The 20,305-nt window shown below is 66.3% G+C and carries 13 protein-coding genes; 8 read left to right on the forward strand and 5 right to left on the reverse strand.

All coding sequences use genetic code 11. From position 1 onward, the window contains the following. Positions 1 to 7: 7 nt before the first annotated feature. On the reverse strand, positions 8 to 2,137 hold the full coding sequence (locus tag RMO95_RS16205; RefSeq protein WP_310451687.1) for a SulP family inorganic anion transporter: 2,130 nt from the start codon (positions 2,135 to 2,137) through the stop codon (positions 8 to 10). 122 nt (positions 2,138 to 2,259) lie between these two features. Continuing rightward, positions 2,260 to 3,984: a hypothetical protein gene (locus tag RMO95_RS16210; protein WP_310451688.1), complete on the reverse strand. Its 1,725-nt coding sequence runs from the start codon at positions 3,982 to 3,984 to the stop codon at positions 2,260 to 2,262. 361 nt (positions 3,985 to 4,345) lie between these two features. Between RMO95_RS16210 and RMO95_RS16215 the strand changes: the two genes are divergently transcribed. Continuing rightward, complete coding sequence (locus RMO95_RS16215; protein WP_310451689.1) at positions 4,346 to 4,690, forward strand: hypothetical protein; 345 nt, start codon at positions 4,346 to 4,348, stop codon at positions 4,688 to 4,690. Between the two features lie 7 nt (positions 4,691 to 4,697). Then, positions 4,698 to 6,620: a TSUP family transporter gene (locus RMO95_RS16220; RefSeq protein WP_310451690.1), complete on the forward strand. Its 1,923-nt coding sequence runs from the start codon at positions 4,698 to 4,700 to the stop codon at positions 6,618 to 6,620. A gap of 18 nt (positions 6,621 to 6,638) precedes the next feature. Here RMO95_RS16220 and RMO95_RS16225 read toward each other — a convergent pair whose 3' ends face one another. Together RMO95_RS16225 and RMO95_RS16230 are read right to left on the reverse strand one after the other, a co-directional pair. Beyond that, a complete protein-coding gene (locus RMO95_RS16225) occupies positions 6,639 to 8,402 on the reverse strand; it encodes a SulP family inorganic anion transporter (protein WP_310451691.1) in 1,764 nt (587 codons plus the stop codon). Further along, a complete protein-coding gene (locus RMO95_RS16230; protein ID WP_310451692.1) occupies positions 8,396 to 8,686 on the reverse strand; it encodes a hypothetical protein in 291 nt (96 codons plus the stop codon). Before RMO95_RS16230 ends, RMO95_RS16225 begins: the two co-directional genes overlap by 7 nt. 262 nt (positions 8,687 to 8,948) lie before the next feature. Here RMO95_RS16230 and RMO95_RS16235 point away from each other — a divergent pair, with 262 nt between their 5' ends. The 6 genes from RMO95_RS16235 (at position 8,949) to RMO95_RS16260 (ending at position 17,462) form a co-directional block, all read left to right on the forward strand. Then, the gene (locus tag RMO95_RS16235) at positions 8,949 to 10,442 is read left to right on the forward strand and encodes a HAMP domain-containing sensor histidine kinase (protein WP_310451693.1); all 1,494 of its coding nucleotides are present in this window, start codon (positions 8,949 to 8,951) and stop codon (positions 10,440 to 10,442) included. Beyond that, positions 10,429 to 11,802, forward strand: coding sequence for a sigma-54 dependent transcriptional regulator (locus tag RMO95_RS16240; RefSeq protein WP_310451694.1), 1,374 nt, complete (start codon positions 10,429 to 10,431; stop codon positions 11,800 to 11,802). Before RMO95_RS16235 ends, RMO95_RS16240 begins: the two co-directional genes overlap by 14 nt. 122 nt (positions 11,803 to 11,924) lie before the next feature. After that, entirely contained in the window at positions 11,925 to 12,635 is a 711-nt protein-coding gene (locus tag RMO95_RS16245; RefSeq protein ID WP_409574970.1) for a response regulator transcription factor, read from the forward strand. Beyond that, on the forward strand, positions 12,619 to 13,902 hold the full coding sequence (locus tag RMO95_RS16250) for a HAMP domain-containing sensor histidine kinase (RefSeq protein WP_310451696.1): 1,284 nt from the start codon (positions 12,619 to 12,621) through the stop codon (positions 13,900 to 13,902). The genes RMO95_RS16245 and RMO95_RS16250 overlap by 17 nt, the downstream gene beginning before the upstream one ends. Before the next feature lie 88 nt (positions 13,903 to 13,990). Beyond that, positions 13,991 to 16,612 (forward strand): sulfate permease, encoded by a 2,622-nt coding sequence (sulP, locus tag RMO95_RS16255; protein WP_310451697.1) that lies wholly within the window; start codon positions 13,991 to 13,993, stop codon positions 16,610 to 16,612. A gap of 193 nt (positions 16,613 to 16,805) precedes the next feature. Continuing rightward, entirely contained in the window at positions 16,806 to 17,462 is a 657-nt protein-coding gene (locus tag RMO95_RS16260) for an ATP:cob(I)alamin adenosyltransferase (RefSeq protein ID WP_310451698.1), read from the forward strand. A 13-nt stretch (positions 17,463 to 17,475) separates the two neighbouring features. Here RMO95_RS16260 and RMO95_RS16265 read toward each other — a convergent pair whose 3' ends face one another. Continuing rightward, complete coding sequence (locus RMO95_RS16265; RefSeq protein ID WP_310451699.1) at positions 17,476 to 20,181, reverse strand: bifunctional acetate--CoA ligase family protein/GNAT family N-acetyltransferase; 2,706 nt, start codon at positions 20,179 to 20,181, stop codon at positions 17,476 to 17,478. Between the last annotated feature and the right edge of the window lie 124 nt (positions 20,182 to 20,305).

Raw genomic sequence — 20,305 nt, forward strand, 5'->3', positions numbered from 1 at the left:
CTCTCCGTCATTTCCTCAGGAGCGTCGATGCATGCTCCCTGCCTGCTGCCGAAGCCGCTGCGTAGGCCGCCTCGATGGCGAGGTCGGCGGTGGCGAAGATGTTTTCCTGGCCGATGTAGTCGAACAGGTGCGTGGCGTGCATGACGTCGATCACCTGCTTCTTGAGACCGGAGAACAGCACCGTGATGCCGCTGGCGCGCAGGCGCTCGACCAGGTGGCGCACCACCTCCTCGCCCGAGGCGTCGAGTTCGTTGATGCCGTCGCCGACCACCAGCAGGTAGGCCACCCGCGGGTTGCTGGCGACGGCTTCGAGCAGGGCGTCCTCGAAGTAGGAGACATTGGCGAAGTAAAGCCGGCCGTCGAAGCGCACGGCGACCACCACGCGCGATTCGGGCAACTGGTTCACCTTCACGTCGCGCAGCGTGCCGTCGTGATAACGGCCGAGGATGGCGACGCGCGGCGTCATGGTGCGGTAGAGATAAAGCAGGATGGCCAGTCCGGCGCCGAGCATGATGCCCTTGTCAAGATGCGGGGCCGCCGCCAGGGTGGCGACGAAGGTGACCACCGAGGCGATGCCGTCGTGCTTGTTGGCCTGCCAGGCGTGCTTGATCGCGTCGAAGTTGATCAGGCCGATCACCGCCATGATGATGACGGCGGCAAGCACCGCCTGCGGCAGGTGGTAGAGCAGCGGCGTCAGGAACAGCAGGGTCAGCAGCACGAAGACCCCGGTGATGACCGAGGACATGCCGGACTTGGCCCCGGCGTTGATATTCACCGCGGAGCGTGAAAAGGAGCCGGAAACGGGGAACGACTGGGTCAGGCTGCCGACCAGGTTGGCCAGGCCCTGGCCGATCAGTTCCTGGTTGGGGTCGATTTTCTGCCGGGTCTTGGCCGCGATGGCCTTGGCGATGGAAATCGCCTCCATGAAGCCGACCAGCGAAATCACGACGGCCGCCGAGAGCAGACTGACGAGGGCTTCCCAGGAAAATTTCGGCAGGCTGATGGAAGGCAGACCCTCGGGAATGCTACCGACCACCTGGCCACCGCCGGTCAGCCGGATCTCGCCGCCCGAACCATGGACGGTCCGCGTGATGCGCCAGCGATGGCCTTCGGTTTGCAGCCCCGCCGGCACCTTGCCCTGGGCGAAGTAGGTCGCCGGCTTGCCGTCGCTGCCGGGCACCTGCTCCAGCACGGTGGCGCGAATGGCGCGGCTGCGACCGCGGTTTTCGTCCTCGCGATCCTTGAGCTGCAGCTTGAGCAGTTCGATCTCGTAGCGCAGGCGGGCTACATCGTGAGCCGATTCGCTGCCGGCCTTTTGCAGTTTCTTGAGCTCGGCATTGCCGGCGGCAAGCTGGTCGTTGATCTCCCTGATGCGCGCCTCGGTGCGCAGGAATTCGCCGAGCAGCGTCTGTGCCTCGGGTTCGGCGATCTGCTCGATGCTCGCGCCGGCGCTGCGCTCGAAGCCGATCTGCCACGAGACCACGGTGGTCAAGGCGACGGCGATCAGCACCCCGGGTAATCTGGGCGCCTTCCTGCGGATGACCCACATGATGGCGATCGCCGCGGCGCCCATGGCCAGGGTCGGCAGATGCGTGTCGCCGACCAACTGTACGACGCCCCAGATGTCCCTGATGAAGGACTCGGAGCGCCCCATCGGCACGCCGATCAGCTTGTTCACCTGGGACAGGCCGATGATGATCGCCGCCGCATTGGTGAAGCCGACGATGACCGGATGCGAAAGGAAATTCACCACCACGCCGAGCTTGAACACCCCCAGCGCGAGCTGGAAGATGCCGACCAGCAGGGCCAGCATGATCGCCAGCGCGACGAAGGCTTCCGAGCCCGGCGCCGCCAGCGGCGCCAGCGAGGACGCGGTGAGCAGCGAGGCGACCGCCACCGGCCCGGTGCCGAGCTGGCGCGACGAGCCCCAGAGCGCCGCCACCACCACCGGCAGGAAGGCCGCATAGAGCCCGTAATAGGGCGGCAGGCCGGCCAACTGGGCATAAGCCATCGACTGCGGCACCAGCACCAGCGCCACGGTGAGGCCGGCGATGAAGTCGGCGCGCAGCGTCGCCCCTGAATAGGGAAACCAGCTCAGGAAGGGCAGGAAGCGTTGCAGCAGCGGCGGAAAACTCATATCCCGGGGTAGATGCATGCGTCCGGGAGTGCGGCCACACCCGTTCTTGACGCTCTCTTGACGAAGCGACCGATAGTAACAGCGCCTAATCCGTCCCAGCCAACAAGGTTTTTATTCCGCAATCAGGAGAGCGTATTCCGCCGTGTCGCCATCGCCAACTCTTGGCCGGGCGCCGCCAACCCGGGCGCGATCGCGCGCAGCGCGGCGGCGAGCTCTGCATCCTCCAGCACTCGGGCCAGCAGCGCGGCGTCCTGCACCTCGAAGCTGCCCCGGTGCGCGCACAGGTAGGCACGGCCGCTGTCGCGATCGACGAATTCCAGCGTCGCGATGCGCCGCACGCATTCCCTGAGGAAGCCGGAATTCGCGGCGACCGTCAAATCGGACGACGCCGGGTAGAGCTCTGCCGGCGCGCCGGCATGGATGTCGACCTTCTGGTAGCGCTCGATGTCGATGAAGGCGGCCGGGTCGTAGATCACCATCCGGTCGCGGTCGCCGCTGGCGATGGTCTTGGGAAAGCTGCCGCGTGCCACGCGGTTGTCGAGGAAGACGTAGCGGTAGTCGGGGCGCGGGCTGGCCAGCCATTTGAACAGGATCTTCGGCATGCCGCGGTAGGCCTCCACGCCGTGCGCCAGGAAATCCTCCACGGCCTTGTAGCGGCCGCGCTCCAGCGCCCGCTGCCAGCCGCGCAGCACGGTGGTCTCGGGCGGCGTGACGATGAAGTACATATACATGGTGTGCACGTAGCGCGCATAGGTGTCGTGCAGCACGCGCGCCACCTTCTCGGCGGTGAAGCTGTCGAAGCGGAAGCGATCGACCAGCAGGTGCGGGATCGCGTGCTCGCGATCGGCCTTGTCGCGGATGTAGCGATCGAGCTTGCCGTCGATCACCATCAGTTCGCGGCTGGTCAGGTGGCCGGCATATTTGCGCGCCGGTCCGAGCGACTCGTAGTCGAGCAGCTGACGCCGCCAGACATCCGGGCTGATCGTGGCGTAGCCGTCGGCGGCGATGCCTTGTTCGCGCAGGACCTGCTTGAGCATGGGCCGCAGCGAGCTCTTGCCGGCGGCCGAGGCGCCCTTGAGGCTGATCAGCACCGGCGCCGCCTGGGTGGCGACGCGAACGTAGCCTTCGCGCTCGATCGCCGCGACGACCCAGGGCGCGATCATCTGGCCGATCAGCTGGCTGCCCTGGCTGTTGCAGACGTGGCGCGCGACCAGCTTCGCCAGCAGGTCGCGGTCCGCGCCGAGGCGGCCGCGCTTGCCGGCAATCGCGCCGAGCACGCGGTAGAGGCTCTTGTACGCGGCGCGCCGCAGCGGATCGTCGGTACCCAGGCCCAACGTCTTGTAGCCGGCGACGATGCGGTACTCGCGTTCCGCCATCGACTCGGGCGCCGCGCCCGGCCGCTTGTCCCGGCGCCAGCGGCCGAACCAGCCGCGCGCGACTGCCGGTGCCGGCGGCGCAAACAAGCTCTCCGCGAGGATCCGGCGCACCAGCTCGTCGGCCTGCCGGCTCAGCTCCGCATAGGCCTGATCGATCTCGGCCAGATGCGGGGCGACGCAGGTGTCGAAAATTTTCGTGGTGATGCGGCGGAAATTGCGCCCGAAATCCTCTTCCTCCTCGCCCTCGGCGACGGCGATGTCGGCAGTGACGCGGATGATGATTTCATGCAGCGCCAGCCTTTGCGGGCGGAACACCGTGAGTTCCTCGTGCGGCAGGCCGGTCAGCGCGGCGAGCTCGTCGATCTCGTCGCTGCCGGTGAGCACGCACTCCGGGCGGAAGATCGTCTCCAGCGTTGCGAACTCCCGCGGGATGCCGGTGCCGACGCCGGGATTCCAGGCGGAAGATTCCATCGCGGCGCCCGCCTCACCGCCCATCACCGCCCTCCCCGCGCAAAGAAAATCGCTCGTCGCATGTCCTCTCCCCGTTCGGCGCCCAGCATAGCGCATGGCTGATTCGCTCATGGCCGGTCAACGCCAAGCTTGCCCCATCCCCACCCCAGCCCTCCCCTTTGCCGGCCCGCGAAGCGAAATCCCCGGCAGGCAAGGCGTGGGGAGGGAGTCAGCGCTGGCGGCACGGCGCCCCATCTTGACGCTCCCTTCACGCTGCCCGTGATATTAGCAATCCTTAATAGACCCTGAGGTCAGAAGGACTTCTCCAGGTCCGGGCACTTTCCAGACTGCAGCATCGGCCGTTTGCACAAGGGGAACAAACATGGATCTGCACAACGCCCATTGGGGCAAGACCATCTTCTGGGGCGTCGCCACGGCGGCGCTGTACACGGCGATGTTCTCCTACTCCGACCTGGTCCTGCATCTGGCGCACACCACGCCCGATGTCTGCATCGTCGATAGGGGCGGCACCTTCCTCTATTACCACAAGGCCGATGCCGCGGCCTGCAGCGCCCTGAACGGCCACATCGAACCCGGCGTCTGGTGGCATGTGCTGATCCCGATCCTGCTCGCCTTCGCCATTTCGATCGTCCATGGCGCCTTCACCGGCCTGTTCTGGGAAGCGATGGGCCTCAAGCCGGCTTCCCACGCCGAAGCCAGGAAATAGCCCAATCATGGAAGCTACCCAGTTCATCGAACTCAACGCGGCGACGGTATTCCTGCTGGTGCTGATCGGCTTCATCGGCGGCATGGTCTCGGGCTTCATCGGCTCGGGCGGCGCCTTCGTGCTGACCCCGGCGATGATGGCGCTGGGCGCGCCGGCCATGGTGGCGGTGGCCTCGAACATCTGCCACAAATTTCCCAAGGCGCTGGTGGGCGCGGCCAAGCGCCACAAGTACGGCCAGGTGGACGTCAAGCTCGGCCTCATCCTCGGCCTTTTCGCCGAGGGCGGCATGCTCGCCGGCAAGCACCTGATGGTCGGCATCAGCCGGGCTTTCGGCAAGGTCGGCACCGATCTCTACGTCTCGGCGATTTTCATCGTGGTGCTGGCGGCCGTCGGCGGCTTCGTCCTGCGCGACTACCGCAAGCTGCGCCATGCGCCGCAGGACGAGGAACACGTGGTGCCGCCGCTGGCGCTCTGGGTCCGTTCGATAGTCATCCCCGGCACCATGATGCATTTCGACGCCCTCAAGGGCCGCGTCTCGTTGCTGTTCGTGATCCCGATCGGCTTCGCCACCGGCCTGCTGGCCTCGGCCATCGCCGTCGGCGGCTTCATCGGCGTGCCGGCCATGATCTACATCCTCGGCGTGCCGGCGCTGCTGGCCTCCGGTACCGAACTGGTAATCGCCTTCGTCATGGGCCTGGGCGGCACCTTCCTCTACGGCCTCGAAGGCGCGGTCGACGTGCGCCTGTCGATGCTGATCCTGCTCGGCTCGCTGTTCGGCATCCAGCTCGGCGCGATCGGCACCACCTACGTCAAGGACTACCAGATCAAGCTGGTGATGGCGGTGATCATGCTCACCGTGCTGTTCTCGCGCATGTTCTACATACCGGGCTACATGTCCGAACTGGGCATGATCGCGCCGCTCGACCACGGCAGCATCGCCACGCTCAAGACGCTGGGCGACAGCGTGCTGGCGGTGGCGCTGATCCTCGGCGCGGTGACGGTGCTGACCTCGCTCACCAAGGGCATCGCCGAACACCGCAAGGCCGACTTCGCGCGCCAGCTGGCGGCGGGCATGGCCGCCTTCACGCCGGCCCAGGGTGGGCTTGAGCGCGGCGGCCGCTGGCGCCGCATCCTGCTCGCCACCGACGGTTCCGAATACAGTGAGGGCGCGATCCGCGTCGCTGCGGCACTGGCGCGGCGCAACGATGCCCGCCTGTTCATCGCCAGCATCGCCGTCTACAACCCCGAATACGCAACCACAGTACCGGGACTGGAGCAGGTCGCGCTCGACCAGGCCGGGCGTAATGTCGCCGGCGCCGTGCAAGCCTCCGCCGACATCGAACACGAAGTGGTGATCGCCGAGGCGGAAGACCCCTATCGCGGCATTGTGGACGCCGCCAGCGAAGACCGCGCCGATCTGATCGTCATGGGCCGGCGCGGCAAGCGCGGCCTGGCGCGGGCCATGGTCGGCGATGCCACGGCGCGCGTGATCGGCCATGCGCCCTGCAATGTACTGGTGGCGCCGCGCGGCGCGGCACAGTGGCACCAGGGCATCCTGGTCGCCACCGACGGCTCGCGCCACGGCGACGCTGCAGCACGTCTGGCCGGCCAGCTCGCGCTGGAATGGCAATTGCCGCTGACCGTGGTCTCAGCCGTACTGCCCAGCCACAACGAACAGCGCCGGCGCGAGGCCGTCACTGCCATCGACCGCGTCAAGGCCGGCCTTGCAGCGCTACCGGTGCAGGTGACGGGCATCGTCGCCGAAGGCCGCCCCGAGCAGGTGATCCTCGACCAGGCCAGCAAAGCCGGCGTCGACCTGATAGTGATCGGCACCCACGGCCGTACCGGCCTCGACCGCCTGCTGATGGGCAGCGTCGCCGAGCGTGTGATCGGCTTCGCCGCCTGCCCGGTGCTGGCGGTGAAACTCTGAGCGCGGCGCCTTTGGCGGTCAGGCGACGTGCATCAACAAGGCCGGTCGGGCCGCTGCTTCCCGTGACGGCGGCAGGCGTTGCCGCAGCCGCTCAAGCGCTTCCAGATCGGTTGCAAAGATATTTTCCCGACCGATCGCCTGCGTCAGGCCGGTACGGTCCATGACATCGGCCACCTGTTTCTTGATGCCGCTGAAGACCAGCGTGACGCCGCTCGACTTGAAGCGGCTGGCCAAGTTGAGCAGCATTTCCACGCCAGACGCGTCGATGTCGTTGATCCCGCTGGCCTTGACCAGGATGCAGGTCATTTCCGGGTTCTCCCGCTCCAGCCGCAGCAGCGCATCCTCGAAGTAGGCGACGTTGACGAAACGCAACGCGCCATCGAAGCGCAAGGCGCCGAGGCTGGAGTGCAGCGGCGGCAGTTGGTGCCTCTCGCTGTCGCGCAGGGTCGCGTCGCTGTGCATGCCGAGCAGGGCAATGCGCGGCCGCATCATGCGATACAGCAGCAGCGACAGCGACAGGATGATGCCGGTCAGGATGCCATTCTGGATGTTCGGCGCAAAGGCCAGCGTCGTCACGAAGGTCACTGCCGCCGCGATGCCGTCGTCACGCTTGGCCCGCCACGCGTTGGCCAGCGCGCGAATGTTGATCAGACCGAACACCGCCATCATGATGATCGCGGCAAGGACCGGCTTGGGCAGGTGATAGAGCAGCGGCGTCAGGAACAGCAGGGTCAGCAGCACGAACAACGCGGAAATGACGGACGACAGCCCGGTTCTGGCGTCAGCCGCGAGATTCAGCGCCGAGCGCGAAAATGAGCCGCTGACCGGCATCGACTGGCTGAAAGCCGCCGCCACCTTGGCCAGCCCCTGGCCGATCAGCTCCTTGTTCTCGTCCCACGGCTGGCGCGTCCGGATGGCGATCACCTTGGCGCTGGACATCGCTTCCATGAAGCTGATCAGGGCGATCACGAAGCCGGCCGGCAACAGGTCCATGGTGGCCTTCCAGTCCAGCGGCGGCACGCTGAATTCGGGAAGGCCGCGCGGTATCTCGCCGATCACCTTGCCGCCGAGGTCGGCGTATTGGAGGGCGTAGCTGGCGCCCGTCAAGAGCACCACGGTTATCAGTACGCCCGGCAGCTTCGGTGTCAGGCGCTTGAACCCGGTCAGCATGACGATCGCAACCAGACCGAAGCCGAGCGACAGTTCGTGCAGGGCGTCGATATGCACCAGCACATGCCAGATGTCGGCCAGGAAATGCTCGGAATTGTGCATCGACATACCCAGCAGCGCGGGCAACTGCGAGAGGCCGATGATCAGCGCGGCGGCGTTGATGAAGCCCATCAGAACCGGATGGGAGAGGAAATTGAGCAGCACGCCGATGCGCAAAACGCCGAAGGCAATCTGGAACAGTCCCGAAATCAGCGCCAGCAGGATCACGTAGGAATAGAAGGTATCGCTGCCATGGGCGGCGAGTGGCGCGATGCTGGCCGCGGTGAGCAGGGAAGTCATCGCCACCGGCCCGGTGGACAATTGCGAGGAGGAGCCGAACAAAGCGCCGATGATGGTCGGCAGCAGTGCCGCATAGAGCCCGTAATAGGCCGGCACGCCGGCCAGCTGGGCATAGGCCAGCGACTGCGGAATGGCCACCAGCGACACGGTGATGCCGGCGAGGAGATCGCGCCGCAGGGTATCCCCGTTGCGCAGGACGCGCAGCGAATCAAACAGTGAATGCAAGTACCGGGCGACCGGCAAGGGCAAGGACACGCTGACGCCCATCAGCATGTTTCTTTCAGCCTGCCGCCTTGCGGCGCCATGCAAGCTGCGACCAGGACCTTGCCGCGCCAGCGCGGGTGACGCTGTGCCGGTTCGATGGTAGTTGAATGAAACTGGCGCGGCCGCTGCATGAGCTTCCGAACCCGACGCCGCGCGGTCTGAGACTGGCGCTGCTCGACTTCGGCCAGATGGTGTTTCTCCATCAGACACAAGGCTTCGCCGAGGTTGCCCGTGTTGGCAAACTCGGTCGCACGAAGAAATCGGTCGAGGAAGTCCTGAAGAATTGCATGCATGTGAGTTCCCATGGTTGAACCGCAAGAACGGGATTCCTATGCACCGACCGTGCCTCGTCAGGCAAGCGCTTGTTCCGTTGGAACTTTTATAAATTTAACGCCCCTGTGTAAGACGTCAGGCGCTGCGATATGCAACACATCAGCGCCCGACGAAACACCAGATACCGCTGCCGCCCCTTGCAACACGGGCACTTAATCCAGGCGCTACACAGATCCGGGCACACGATGCATAATGCAACACTCGTCCAAACATCACGATCTGATGAAGCTTTTTAGCTCGCGTCCTTCGCTGCGCGGAAAAATAGCCTTCGCCTACGCGGCAATCGCCTCGCTGACGCTGGCGATATCCCTGTTCGCCTACGAGGAATTGCGCTTGCTGGAAGACGAGATCCTGCTCGGCGAGCGGGTTTCGGAACTGTTCGACACCGCCCTCGAAATTCGTCGCTTCGAGCGCAATTTCTTCCTCTACGGGCAGGACGCCGACTACCGGGAAAATGTCGCCTACAGCACCAGGATGCTTGGACTGCTCGACAGCAACGCCAGGGACTTCGTCACGCTCGGCGCAGGGCAACGGCTGGCTGAACTGCGCGGCGAACTGACCCGCTACCGGCAGGCTATCGAGGCCTGCTTCGCCGCAAGCCGCGAGCAGCCTGACCGCCTGAAGCAACTGGAGCCGGACGTGCGGACCACCGGGCAAAACATCGTCGCCGCCAGCGAAGCGGTGGTGGCTGCCGAGCGCCAACTGGTCAAGCACTCGTTGTCGTCGTTCCGGGTGATGCTGTTCTTTTCTGTCGCCGGTGTCGCACTATTGATGATCGCCGTCGGCCAGGCGCTGTCGCGCCGGGTGGTGCAGCCGCTGAAGCAGGTCGAGGATAGCCTCACCGCCGTTGCCCGCGGCCGGCGCAGAGCGTTGGCGATGCCTGGCGAAGACCGGGAAATCGTTTCCATCGTGACGGCCTTCAACCAGGTGCTGAAGGAACTGGAGGAGCGTCAAAAACATTTGCTGCGCTCGGAAAAACTCGCCTCGATGGGCACCATGGTGGCCGGTGTGGCGCATGAACTGAACAACCCGCTGTCGAACATCTGGTCCTCCTGCCAGATCCTGCTCGAAGACAACACTCTTGCCACCGACAGTCCGCAGCGCAACATGCTGCGGCAGATAGACGACCAGTGCGTGCGAGCGCGTGACATAGTGCGCTCGCTGCTCGACTTCACGCGTGAGCGCCGCTTCCAGGTGGAGACGCTGCCGCTGGAGCCTCTGGTCCGCCAAACCCTGCGCTTCATCAAGGACGATACTCCGCACGAGCTGGAGATCGGTCTGGACATCCCCAGCGACCTTGCGGTCCGCGCCGATCCGCAAAGATTGCAGCAGGCACTGCTGAACCTGATCAAGAACGCGATGCAAGCCGCCGGCGAGCGCGGCCGGGTTTCGATCGGCGCCAGGCGGCATGCTCCGGGGGCTGCCGCGCCGGCGGATGCTGGCCTTGCGCCCTGCCGCGACATGGCCGCCATCGACATCCGCGTCAGCGACAACGGCCCTGGGATTCCTCCGGAGATACTGCCGCGCATCTTCGATCCTTTCTTCACCACCAAGGATGTCGGCAAGGGCATGGGGCTGGGCCTGTTCATCGTTTACCAGATCGTCGAAGAACACGGCGGCTGCATCTCGGCGGCCAGCGAAGATGGCCGCGGCGCCACCTTCGTCATGCGGCTGCCGGAAGACGGTGAAAGTACATGGACACATGAAAAAGCCTGATCGAATCCTGATTGTCGACGACGAGGAAATCGCCGTGCGCAACCTGAGCCACGTCATGACGGCGGAAGGCTACGAGGTCACCACGGCGCATAGCGGCAGCGCAGGGCTGGCCTTGCTCGAAAGCCGGCCGTTCGACCTGCTGCTGACCGACCTGCGCATGGAACAGGCCGACGGCATGGCCCTGCTCAAGGCCTGCAAGGCGCGCCACCCCGACAGCGAGGTCATCGTCATCACCGGCTACGCCACCACGGAGACCGCCGTGCGCGCGATGAAGCTGGGGGCCTTCCATTACATCGCCAAGCCCTTCCATTTCGACGAAGTCAGGAAAGTCGTCGCCGAGGCGCTCGAAAAGCAGCGGCTGCGCCGCGAAAACAAACAACTGCGCGCGGAAATCGCCAGCTACCGCGGCCAGGCAAAATTCATCACTCAGGATCCCGCCACCTTGCGCATGCTCGACCTGGCGCGACAGATCGCCCCCACCGACTGCAACGTGCTTGTCACCGGCGACAGCGGCACCGGCAAGGAGTTGCTGGTGCAATTCCTCCATCGTCACGGCAAGCGCCACAACGGCCCATTGGTCGCGGTCAATTGCGGCGCCTTCAACAAGGAACTATTCGCCAACGAACTCTTCGGTCACGAGCGCGAAGCCTTCACCGGCGCCGCGAGTGCCCGCAAGGGCTTGATCGAGGCCGCCTCGGGCGGCACGCTGTTTCTCGACGAGATCACCGAAATGCCGCCGGAAATGCAGGTCAAGCTGCTGCGCGTGATCCAGGAGAAGGAGGTGTTGCGCCTTGGCGCAACCGTGCCGACCAAGGTCGACATCCGCGTCGTCGCCGCCACCAATCGCGATGTCGCGCGGGCCGTCGCCGACCAGATCCTGCGCCAGGACCTGTACTTCCGCCTCAACGTGGTCACCCTGCACATTGCGCCGTTGGCGCAGCGGCCCGATGACATCCCGTTGCTGGCGCAGCACCTGCTGCACAAGTTTTCGCTGCAGATGGGCAAGCCCGTCACCGCATTCACGCCCGACGCACTCGAATGCCTGCAGACTTATGCGTTTCCAGGCAACGTGCGCGAACTGGAAAATATCGTCGAACGCGGCGTGGCAATTTCGGACGGCGATACCCTGGGGCTGGCGCAATTGCCGCCGCACCTGCAATCCGGCGAGTTTTCCGTGTTCCGCAGGAAGAATGGCCGCATTCCCACCCTGGACGAGCAGGAGCGCGATTACATCCGCTGGGTGCTCGACGCTGTCGGCGGCAATCAGACCCTGGCCGCACAGGCGTTGGGCATCAATCGCAGTTCGCTCTGGCGCAAGCTCAGGTCGAGGATCCGCGATGACAATTCTTCACCCGATTGACGGCGACGCCGTCTCGCCAGCGCCAACTCTTTGCCACTGCGCGCCACTGAGCACCACTGCGGGATAATCGACCCATGAGCCCACTGCCACCCACCGCCAATCCGGCGCGGAAAACTTCCCCGCTGAAGATCCTCGTCGTCGAGGACAACCCCGATCTCGCCGCCAATCTGGTCGACTACCTGACGGCCAAGGGGCATCTGGTCGACGCGGCCGGCGACGGTATCGCCGGACTGCATCTGGCCAGCAGCCAGAGTTTCGACGTGATCCTGCTCGACCTGATCCTGCCCGGCATGGACGGCATCGCGCTGTGCCGTCGTCTGCGCGAGGAAGTCGGCAAGGCAACGCCGATCCTGATGCTGACGGCACGCGACACCCTCGACGACAAGATCGCCGGCCTCGAAGCCGGCGCCGACGATTACCTGGTCAAGCCCTTCGCCCTGCGCGAGGTGGCCGCGCGCATCCTGGCGCTGGCCCGGCGCGCCCAGGCCAGCGTGGCGCAGGGCGAGTTGCGCGTGGCCGACCTGTGCTTCGACACCGCGACCTTGCGCGTCACCCGCGGCGGCCGCGAAATCGCCCTGCCGCCGATCCCGCTGCGCATGCTCGAAACCCTGCTGCGCGCCTCGCCGCGCGTGCTCGGCCGCGAGGAAATGGAGCGCGCCATCTGGCACGATGCGCCGCCGGATTCCGACGCCCTGCGCAGCCATCTGCACCTGCTGCGCGCCGCGATCGACAAGCCTTTCCGCCAACCCTTGCTGCACACCCTGCGCGGGCTCGGCTGGCAGATCGCACCGCCAGACCCCGCCGACCCGGCCGACGATGGCACGCCGCCGTAGTCTTCGCCTGCGCGTCGCCATGGCCTTCGCCGGCCTGGGCGCCGCGCTGAGCCTGCTGCTCAGCCTCGGCATCTGGTTCGCCACCCTCGACGTGTCGCAGCGGCTGATGGATCAGACGCTGACGGCCGAGCTGGAGGACTACATGGCGCGCCGCGCGCGCAATCCGAACTCGCTGCCGCCGGCCGCCGCCAGCCTGCGCGGCTACTCCATGGCGTCCGGTTCATCTGGCTCAATCGGCGACGACCTGCCGCCGCCCTTGCGCACCCTGCCTGCGGGCCAGCACGAAATCGAACTCGACGGCATCCCGTATCGCGCGGCGGTCGCCGAACAGGACGGCAGCCGCTACGTGATCCTGTTCGACGAGGTGCGGCAGAAGCGCCGCCAGCAGCGTTTCCTCGGCTACCTGGTGGCCGGCGCGGTATTGATGACCCTGCTCGCCGCGGTGGGCGGCCTGTGGCTGGCCGGGCGCGTGATCGCACCGGTTACCGAACTGGCGCGCGCGGTGACCGACGCCGACCCGGAAAGTCCGCCGCGCCTGCCGGCCATCGTGGCGGCGGCCGCCCCGGGCGACGAGATCGACGAACTGGCGCATGCCTTCGAGCGCTACCTGGCGCGTCTGGCGGCCTTCGTCGAGCGCGAACGCAGTTTCGCCGCCGACGCCAGCCATGAACTGCGCACGCCGCTGGCGGTGATCCGCGGCGCCGCCGAGGTGCTGGCCGAAGACCCGGGCCTGGACGCGGCACAGCGCGAACGCGTGGCGCGCATCGAACGCGCGGCCGAGGAAATGGCGCAACTGATCGCCGCGCTGCTGCTGCTGGCGCGCGAGGACTACGCACCGCTCGACGAAACCTGCGATGCGACGCGCCTTGCCGCCGCCTGCATCGAGCGCTATCGCACGCTGGCGGCGTCGCGCGGCACGACGCTGAAACTCGACGCGCCGGCGACGGTGGAACTCAAGGTGCCGCCGGCGCTGTTTGCCATCGTCATCGCCAACCTGGTGCACAACGCCGTGGCCCATACGCGCGACGGCGTCATCGCGGTCGCGCTCGACCCCGCGTCGCTGACGGTGCGGGACAGCGGCAGCGGCATCGGCGACGAGGCCCTCGCCCGCGTCTTCGAACGCCACTACCGCGGACCCGAGAGCGTCGGCGCCGGCATCGGCCTGTTTCTCGTCAAACGCGTCTGCGACCGCCTCGGCTGGCAGGTCGCGCTGCGAAGCGATCTCGAAAAAGGCACTACGGTCACCCTGGACTTCACGACTTCTTGACGCTGCCTTCACGCGGCAGCGCCTAGCATGATCGGTTGCTCCCGGCATCCTGCCGGCTTTGAGCCAACATTACGATCTGCTAATATTCATGGCTTCCGCCCTGCCACAGCCTCTCGGCGACGCGCCGACTCCCGCCAACATGAAACTGCCTGCCGGCCCGCTGGGCAAATTCTTCCCCTTCCTGCTCTGGTGGCCGCTGATCACCCGGCGCAGCCTCAAGGACGACTTGCTCGCCGGCTTCAGCGGCGCCCTGATCGTGCTGCCGCAAGGCGTTGCTTTCGCCACCATCGCCGGCCTGCCGCCGCAATACGGCCTCTATGCGGCGATGATGCCGGCGGTGATCGGCGCGCTGTTCGGGTCGAGCTGGCACCTGGTGTCGGGGCCGACCACGGCGATTTCGATCGCCGTTTTCGCCGCGCTGTCGCACCAGGCCGAGCCCGGCTCGGCGCAGTACATCAACCTGGTGCTGACGCTGACCTTCCTCGTCGGCGTGTTCCAGCTGGTGCTGGGCCTGGCGCGCATGGGTGCGCTGGTGAATTTCATTTCGCATACCGTGGTGATCGGCTTCACCGCCGGCGCGGCGATCCTGATCGCGGCCAGCCAGGTGCGCAATTTCTTCGGCATCGACATCCCGCGCGGCACGCCCTTCTACGAAATCATCCGCCAATTGATCGTGCAGGCCGGCAACATCAATCCCTGGGTCGCCGGTGTCGGCGGCATCACGCTGGCCACCGGCATACTCGCCCGGCGCTACCTGAAGAAGATTCCCTACATGATCGCGGCGATGATCGTCGGCAGCATCGTGGCGGAAATCCTCAACCTCTGGCAGGGACAGGATTCCACCGGCATCATGACCGTCGGCGCCCTGCCCGCGCAGTTGCCGCCGCTGTCGATGCCCGACTTCTCGCTCGACACCCTGCGCCATACCCTCGGCCCGGCGCTGGTCATCACCATGCTGGCGCTGACCGAGGCGGTGTCGATCTCGCGCGCCATCGCGGTGCGCTCCGAGCAACGCATCGACGCCAACCAGGAATTCATCGGCCAGGGCCTGTCCAACCTGGTCGGGTCGTTTTTCTCGGCCTACGCATCGAGCGGTTCCTTCAACCGCAGCGGAGTGAACTACGAAGCCGGCGCGCGCACGCCGCTGGCCTCGATTTTTGCCACGGCCTTCCTGCTGCTGGTGCTGCTGCTGGTGGCGCCGCTCGCCGCCTACCTGCCCAATGCGGCGATGGGCGGCATCCTGTTCCTGGTGGCCTGGGGCCTGATCGACTTCCACCACATCAGCCATATCTGGCACACCAGCAAGGCGGAATCGGTGATCCTCGGCGCGACCCTGGTCGGCACGCTGTTCAATCTCGAAGCCGGTATTTTCATCGGCGTCTTCCTTTCGCTGGTGATGTATCTCTACCGCTCGTCGAAGCCCGAGATCGTGCCCCTGGTGCCGGCACCGGAGGAAGGCGCCTACCACTTCGTGCGCGCCAAGGGACGGCCGGAATGCCCGCAAATGCGCATCGTGCGCATCAACGGCTCAGTCTATTTCGGCGCCGCGAGCTTCGTGCAGCAGGCCTTGCAGCAGATCGACGAGGACAACCCGCAGCAGAAGTCGGTGCTGATCGCGGCCGCCAGCCTCAATACCATCGACATCGCCGGCGCCGAGATCCTGGCGCAGGAGGCGCGGCGGCGACGGCGCCTGGGCGGCGGCCTGTATTTCTACCGCCTGAACCAGGCGAACTACCAGTTCCTGCGCCAGGGCGGCTATACCAAGGATATCGGCGAAGGCGCCTTCTTCCCGGTGATGACCGACGTCACCAGCGCGCTCTACTGGACCCTCGATCCGGATATCTGCCGTACCTGCAAGACGCGCATCTTCAAGCCCTGCACCGGCAAGCTGCTGCCCGACGGCTTCCGCCGCCAGCGCCTGCTGCTGGCCACCGACGGCAGCGAATTCAGCCATGCGCCGCAGGAAATCGCCATCGCGCTGGCGAAGAGCTTTGGCGTCACGCTCGACGTGATGACCTCGGTACCGACCGCGGAGGACGATGAAATGGCCCGCGCCCGGCTCGCGGTGGCCACGCGCGCGGCGCTGGTGGCCGGCGTCCATACCGAGGAGATAGTGCGCCACGGCAAGCAGGCGGTGAAGGAGGTGGTCGCCGCCGCAACGACGGCCGACACCAACATTGTGATCATCGGCCGCCGTCCGCCGCGCGGCGACCTCAAGCAGCGCCTGCTGGGCGACATCGCCGAGCAGATCATCGACCAGGCGCACTGCCATGTGCTGATCGCCGGCTGGCAGTCGCAGATGTGGCGGCAGCGCATCCTGGTCGCCAGCGACGGATCGATGGACAGCGATCGCGTCGCCGAAATCGCCGGACAGATATCCAAGGTCACGCACATCCCGCTGACCCTGGTCGCGACAGTGGCCACCGGCAGGGACCGCGAAAACGCCGCCGATGACCTGGCGCTCAAGGCCGCCCGAATCCGCGTCGAAGGCATCGAATGCGACAGCCTGATCGTCGAAGGCGCCCCGGAACAGGCCATCCCCGCCGCGGCGCGGGAGCTCGGCGCCGACCTGGTGGTGATCGGCTATCAGCAGAGCCTGGGCCGCGGCATGGCCGACCAGATCATCGGCCGCCTCGATTGCGCCGTGCTGGTGGTGCGTTCCGGCGCCGAGGCGCCGCAAATCGACAGCGCGGTGGCGAAACAGGCCTGACACCGTCTCGCCATCCGCAGCGGCGAGGATCCGCAGCGGCGAGGAGAGCGAACTTTGCTCGACCGCCTTGCTGCGCAGGGGCTTCATCAGAGCGTACTTTGCTCGACCGCCTTGCTGCGCAGGGGCTTCATCAGCGCCAACTTTCCGCAGCCTGCGCCATAATCGGGCACTCCCCCACCACAGGAAGCCCGCCATGGGACACCGCCTTTCGAAGATCTACACCCGCACCGGCGATGCCGGCACCACCGGCCTCGGCGATGGTTCGCGCACCTCCAAGAATTCCGCCCGCGTCGCCGCGATGGGCGACATCGATGAACTCAACTCGCTGCTCGGCGTGATCCTCTGCGAAGAACTGCCGGCCGACATACGCGAGCTGTTCACCGGCATCCAGCACGACTTGTTCGACCTCGGCGGCGAAATCTCGATTCCCGGCGCGACGCTGCTGAAAGCCACGCAGCCGGCACGCCTGGAAGCCGCGATCGATCGCTACAACGCCGATCTCGGCCCGCTCAAGGAATTCATCCTGCCGGGCGCAGGGGTTCCCCTTCCCCCCAGCCCCCTTCCCGAAGGGGGTGACGACGGTTCGCGGACTGTGTCCGCTCCGGGTGATGAATTGCGCGGCTCGGGGCGGTCCAGCGCCGCGCGCGCCGCGGCGCTGACCCATCTCGCGCGCACCGTCTGCCGCCGCGCCGAACGCATGACCGTGGCTTTGGCCGCCGAGGAAGCCGTTTCGGACGCCGGACGGCAATACCTGAATCGCCTGTCCGACCTGCTGTTCGTGCTCGGCCGCTGGCTGAACAAGGCGGCAGGCGGCGGCGACGTGCTGTGGCAAAAAGGCAAGAACGCCTGAGGGCGCGCCGCCGCTACCCGGGAAGCACGGGCTGCAGATCGAGCGTGCAGCGCACGATGCCGGCTTCTTCGGCGCGCCCGAAACTGAAGCCGAAGGCCTTGAGCAGGTTCAGCATCGGCTGGTTGTCGTACATCACGTCGCCGGTGAATGTGCGGATGCCGCGCGCGGCGGAATAATCGATCATCTTGCGCAGCAGGCCGGAGCCCAGGCCCTGGCCCTTCAAGTCGGAGCGGATGATGATGGCGAATTCGGCGACATGGCTGTCCGGTGCGGCAACGGCGCGCACCACGCCGAGGGTTTCCGGCTTGCCGTCGGCGCCGGTGGCGCAGGCGATGAAGGCCATTTCGCGGTCGTAATCGATCTGCGTCAGCCTGGCCATGTCGCGGCGCGGAAGCTCCTTGACGTAATGGAAGAAGCGGTAGACCAGATCCTGCTCGCTCATCTGCGACAGGAAAGCGTAGTGTGCGGCCTCATCTTCCGGGCGTATCGGTCGGAACAGCACCGGCCGCCCGTTGCGCAGCGTGGCGGCTGCTTCGAGCGCCTGCGGGTAGGGCTGGATCGCCAGGCGGTATGGGTCGATCGGCGCCGCCGATAACCGGATGTGGGCATCGACGACCGTCACGCCCAGGTGGTCGGCGAACAGCGGATTGATGTCGAGCTCGACGATCTGCGGCAAGTCGATCAGCAGCTGCGAGATCTTGGTCAGCACCAGGGCGATCGCCTCGCGATCCGCCGCCGGATAGCCATGGTGGCTCTCCAGCAAGGCCGCGGCGCGGCTGCGGCCGATCAGGTCATGGGCCAGCGGCATGTTCAGCGGCGGCAATCCCACCGACATGTCGCGGTAGACTTCCACCGCGCGTCCGCCCTCGCCGAAAATGATCAGCGGGCCGAACAGCGGATCGCTGGCGACGCCGACGATCAGCTGCCGCGCCTGGCCGCGCGGGACCATGACCTGGACGTTGAAACCGCCGATCGTCACCTCTGGGCACATCAGGCGCGCCCGCTCTATCATGCCGCGGGCGGCGGCCTCGACCGCCTCGGCGGTTTCCAGGTTGAGCGCCACGCCGCCGATGTCCCACTTGCGGCGCAGGTCGCGCGACATCACGGTCAGGGCCACCGGCAGGCCGATGCGCTGCGCGACCTGGGCCGCCTGCTGCGGATCCGCTGCCGGGTGGGTCGGCACGACCGGGATGCCGTAAGCAGAGAAGATGGCTTTCGATTCCGCCTCGGTCAGTTGTGTTCTGCCTTCCCCCAGCGCAACGCTGACGATGCGGCGCGCGCCCGCGACGTCGGGACTGAAGCTGCTGGGGATGGACGGTGGCACCTGCATCAGCAGCTCGCGCGCCAAACGATGATTGTCGATGTGGAGAAAAGCCCGCGCACCATGCCCCGGCGTGGAGAAGGTTGGAATGCCTGCATCGACGAAGCGCATGCGTTCGGCGGCGACGCTTTCGTCGCCGATCCAGCAGGTCAGCAGGTTGCAGGTGATGGATTTCGCGGCCTTGATCACCGTCTCGGCGATGTCGCGACTATCGGTGAGCGCATTCGGCGTGTGCATCACGAGTATCGCGTTCGCGGCGTTTTCCTCGCAGAGCGCCTTGAGCACCGCCGCATAGCGTTCGGCGCTGGCATCCACGCGAATGTCGATGGGATTGCAGCCGTCCCAGCTCGGCGGAAGGATGCGCCGCAGCCGCGCCACGGTCTGTTCGCTGAGCGCGGGCATCGCATAACCGCCGAGGTACAGGCTGTCCTCGGCCATGATGCCGCCGCCGCCGCCGTTGCTGATGGCCACCAGGCGGCTGCCGCTCATCGGCCGCGAACGCACCACGGTCTCCACGGCGCCGAACAGTTCGTCGAGATGTTCGACGCGCAGGATGCCGGCGCGGCGCAAGACCGCATCGAACACATCGTCGCTGCTGATCAGGTTCGGCAGATCCAGGAACAGCGGATCGGAGATGCCCAGCAGGCGCTGGTGCGGCGCGCGCCCGGCCTTGATCGCCACCACCGGCTTGTTGCGCGCCGCCGCCCGCGCCGCCGCCATGAAGCTGCGCCGGTCGCGTATCGATTCGATGTAGAGCAGGATGGCCTGGGTATCCGGATCGCTGGCAAGAAAATCGAGGACTTCGCCGAAGCCGATATCCAGCGCGTCGCCCAGCGAGACGAAGTGAGAGAAGCCGACCTTCTTCGGCAGCGCCCAGTCGAGCACCATGGTGCCGACGGCATCGGACTGCGAAACAAAACCGAGCTTGCCCGGCTGCACCCGCATCTGGGAAAAGGTGGCGTTGATTCCCGACTTCGGCACCACGATGCCCAGCGTGCTGCCGCCCAGCAGGCGCACGCCGTGGCGACGCGCGGCTTCGAGAATCACCTCGCCCAGCGGTCGCCCGTCGGCGCTGAGCGTGGTCGACAAGTAGCCCGCCATGATGATCGCGGCACGCGTACCACGCCGGCCAAGATCGTCGATCAGGGCGGGAATCGTCGCCGCCGGCGTGCAGATGATCGCCAGGTCGGGCGTCTGCGGCAGGGCCGCAACCGTCGGGTAGGTCAGCACCCCGGCCACGGCATCGCGCTTCGGGTTCACCGGCATGATGACGCCGCCGAATCCGCCGGCCAGCAGGTTGCGCATCAGCACGTTGCCGATCCGCTGCGGGCGCGCACTGGCGCCGATCACGGCAATGCTTTGCGGATTGAACAGGCTTTGCAGGAAATGGAAGCTCATGGCGAGACCATCATGACGGATTGGGAATGGGCCACCGATGCCGGGCCGTACATGCTACGTCATGGCGCACGCATCTGTCGCGCTGGCATGCACCATCCGTATTCGACAAAAGTCGCGGCCAGCC

Source organism: Sulfuritalea sp. (assembly GCF_031426875.1).
In the GTDB taxonomy this organism is placed as follows: domain Bacteria; phylum Pseudomonadota; class Gammaproteobacteria; order Burkholderiales; family Rhodocyclaceae; genus Sulfuritalea.

Coding starts and splice junctions, on each gene's coding strand:
- RMO95_RS16215 (WP_310451689.1), top strand. CDS start 4,346: ATGGATCTGCACAACGCCCATTGGGGCAAGACCATCTTCTGGGGCGTC.
- RMO95_RS16240 (WP_310451694.1), top strand. CDS start 10,429: ATGAAAAAGCCTGATCGAATCCTGATTGTCGACGACGAGGAAATCGCC.
- sulP (WP_310451697.1), top strand. CDS start 13,991: ATGGCTTCCGCCCTGCCACAGCCTCTCGGCGACGCGCCGACTCCCGCC.
- RMO95_RS16205 (WP_310451687.1), bottom strand. CDS start 2,137: ATGAGTTTTCCGCCGCTGCTGCAACGCTTCCTGCCCTTCCTGAGCTGG.
- RMO95_RS16235 (WP_310451693.1), top strand. CDS start 8,949: ATGAAGCTTTTTAGCTCGCGTCCTTCGCTGCGCGGAAAAATAGCCTTC.
- RMO95_RS16225 (WP_310451691.1), bottom strand. CDS start 8,402: ATGCTGATGGGCGTCAGCGTGTCCTTGCCCTTGCCGGTCGCCCGGTAC.
- RMO95_RS16260 (WP_310451698.1), top strand. CDS start 16,806: ATGGGACACCGCCTTTCGAAGATCTACACCCGCACCGGCGATGCCGGC.
- RMO95_RS16250 (WP_310451696.1), top strand. CDS start 12,619: ATGGCACGCCGCCGTAGTCTTCGCCTGCGCGTCGCCATGGCCTTCGCC.
- RMO95_RS16230 (WP_310451692.1), bottom strand. CDS start 8,686: ATGCATGCAATTCTTCAGGACTTCCTCGACCGATTTCTTCGTGCGACC.
- RMO95_RS16210 (WP_310451688.1), bottom strand. CDS start 3,984: ATGGAATCTTCCGCCTGGAATCCCGGCGTCGGCACCGGCATCCCGCGG.
- RMO95_RS16220 (WP_310451690.1), top strand. CDS start 4,698: ATGGAAGCTACCCAGTTCATCGAACTCAACGCGGCGACGGTATTCCTG.
- RMO95_RS16265 (WP_310451699.1), bottom strand. CDS start 20,181: ATGAGCTTCCATTTCCTGCAAAGCCTGTTCAATCCGCAAAGCATTGCC.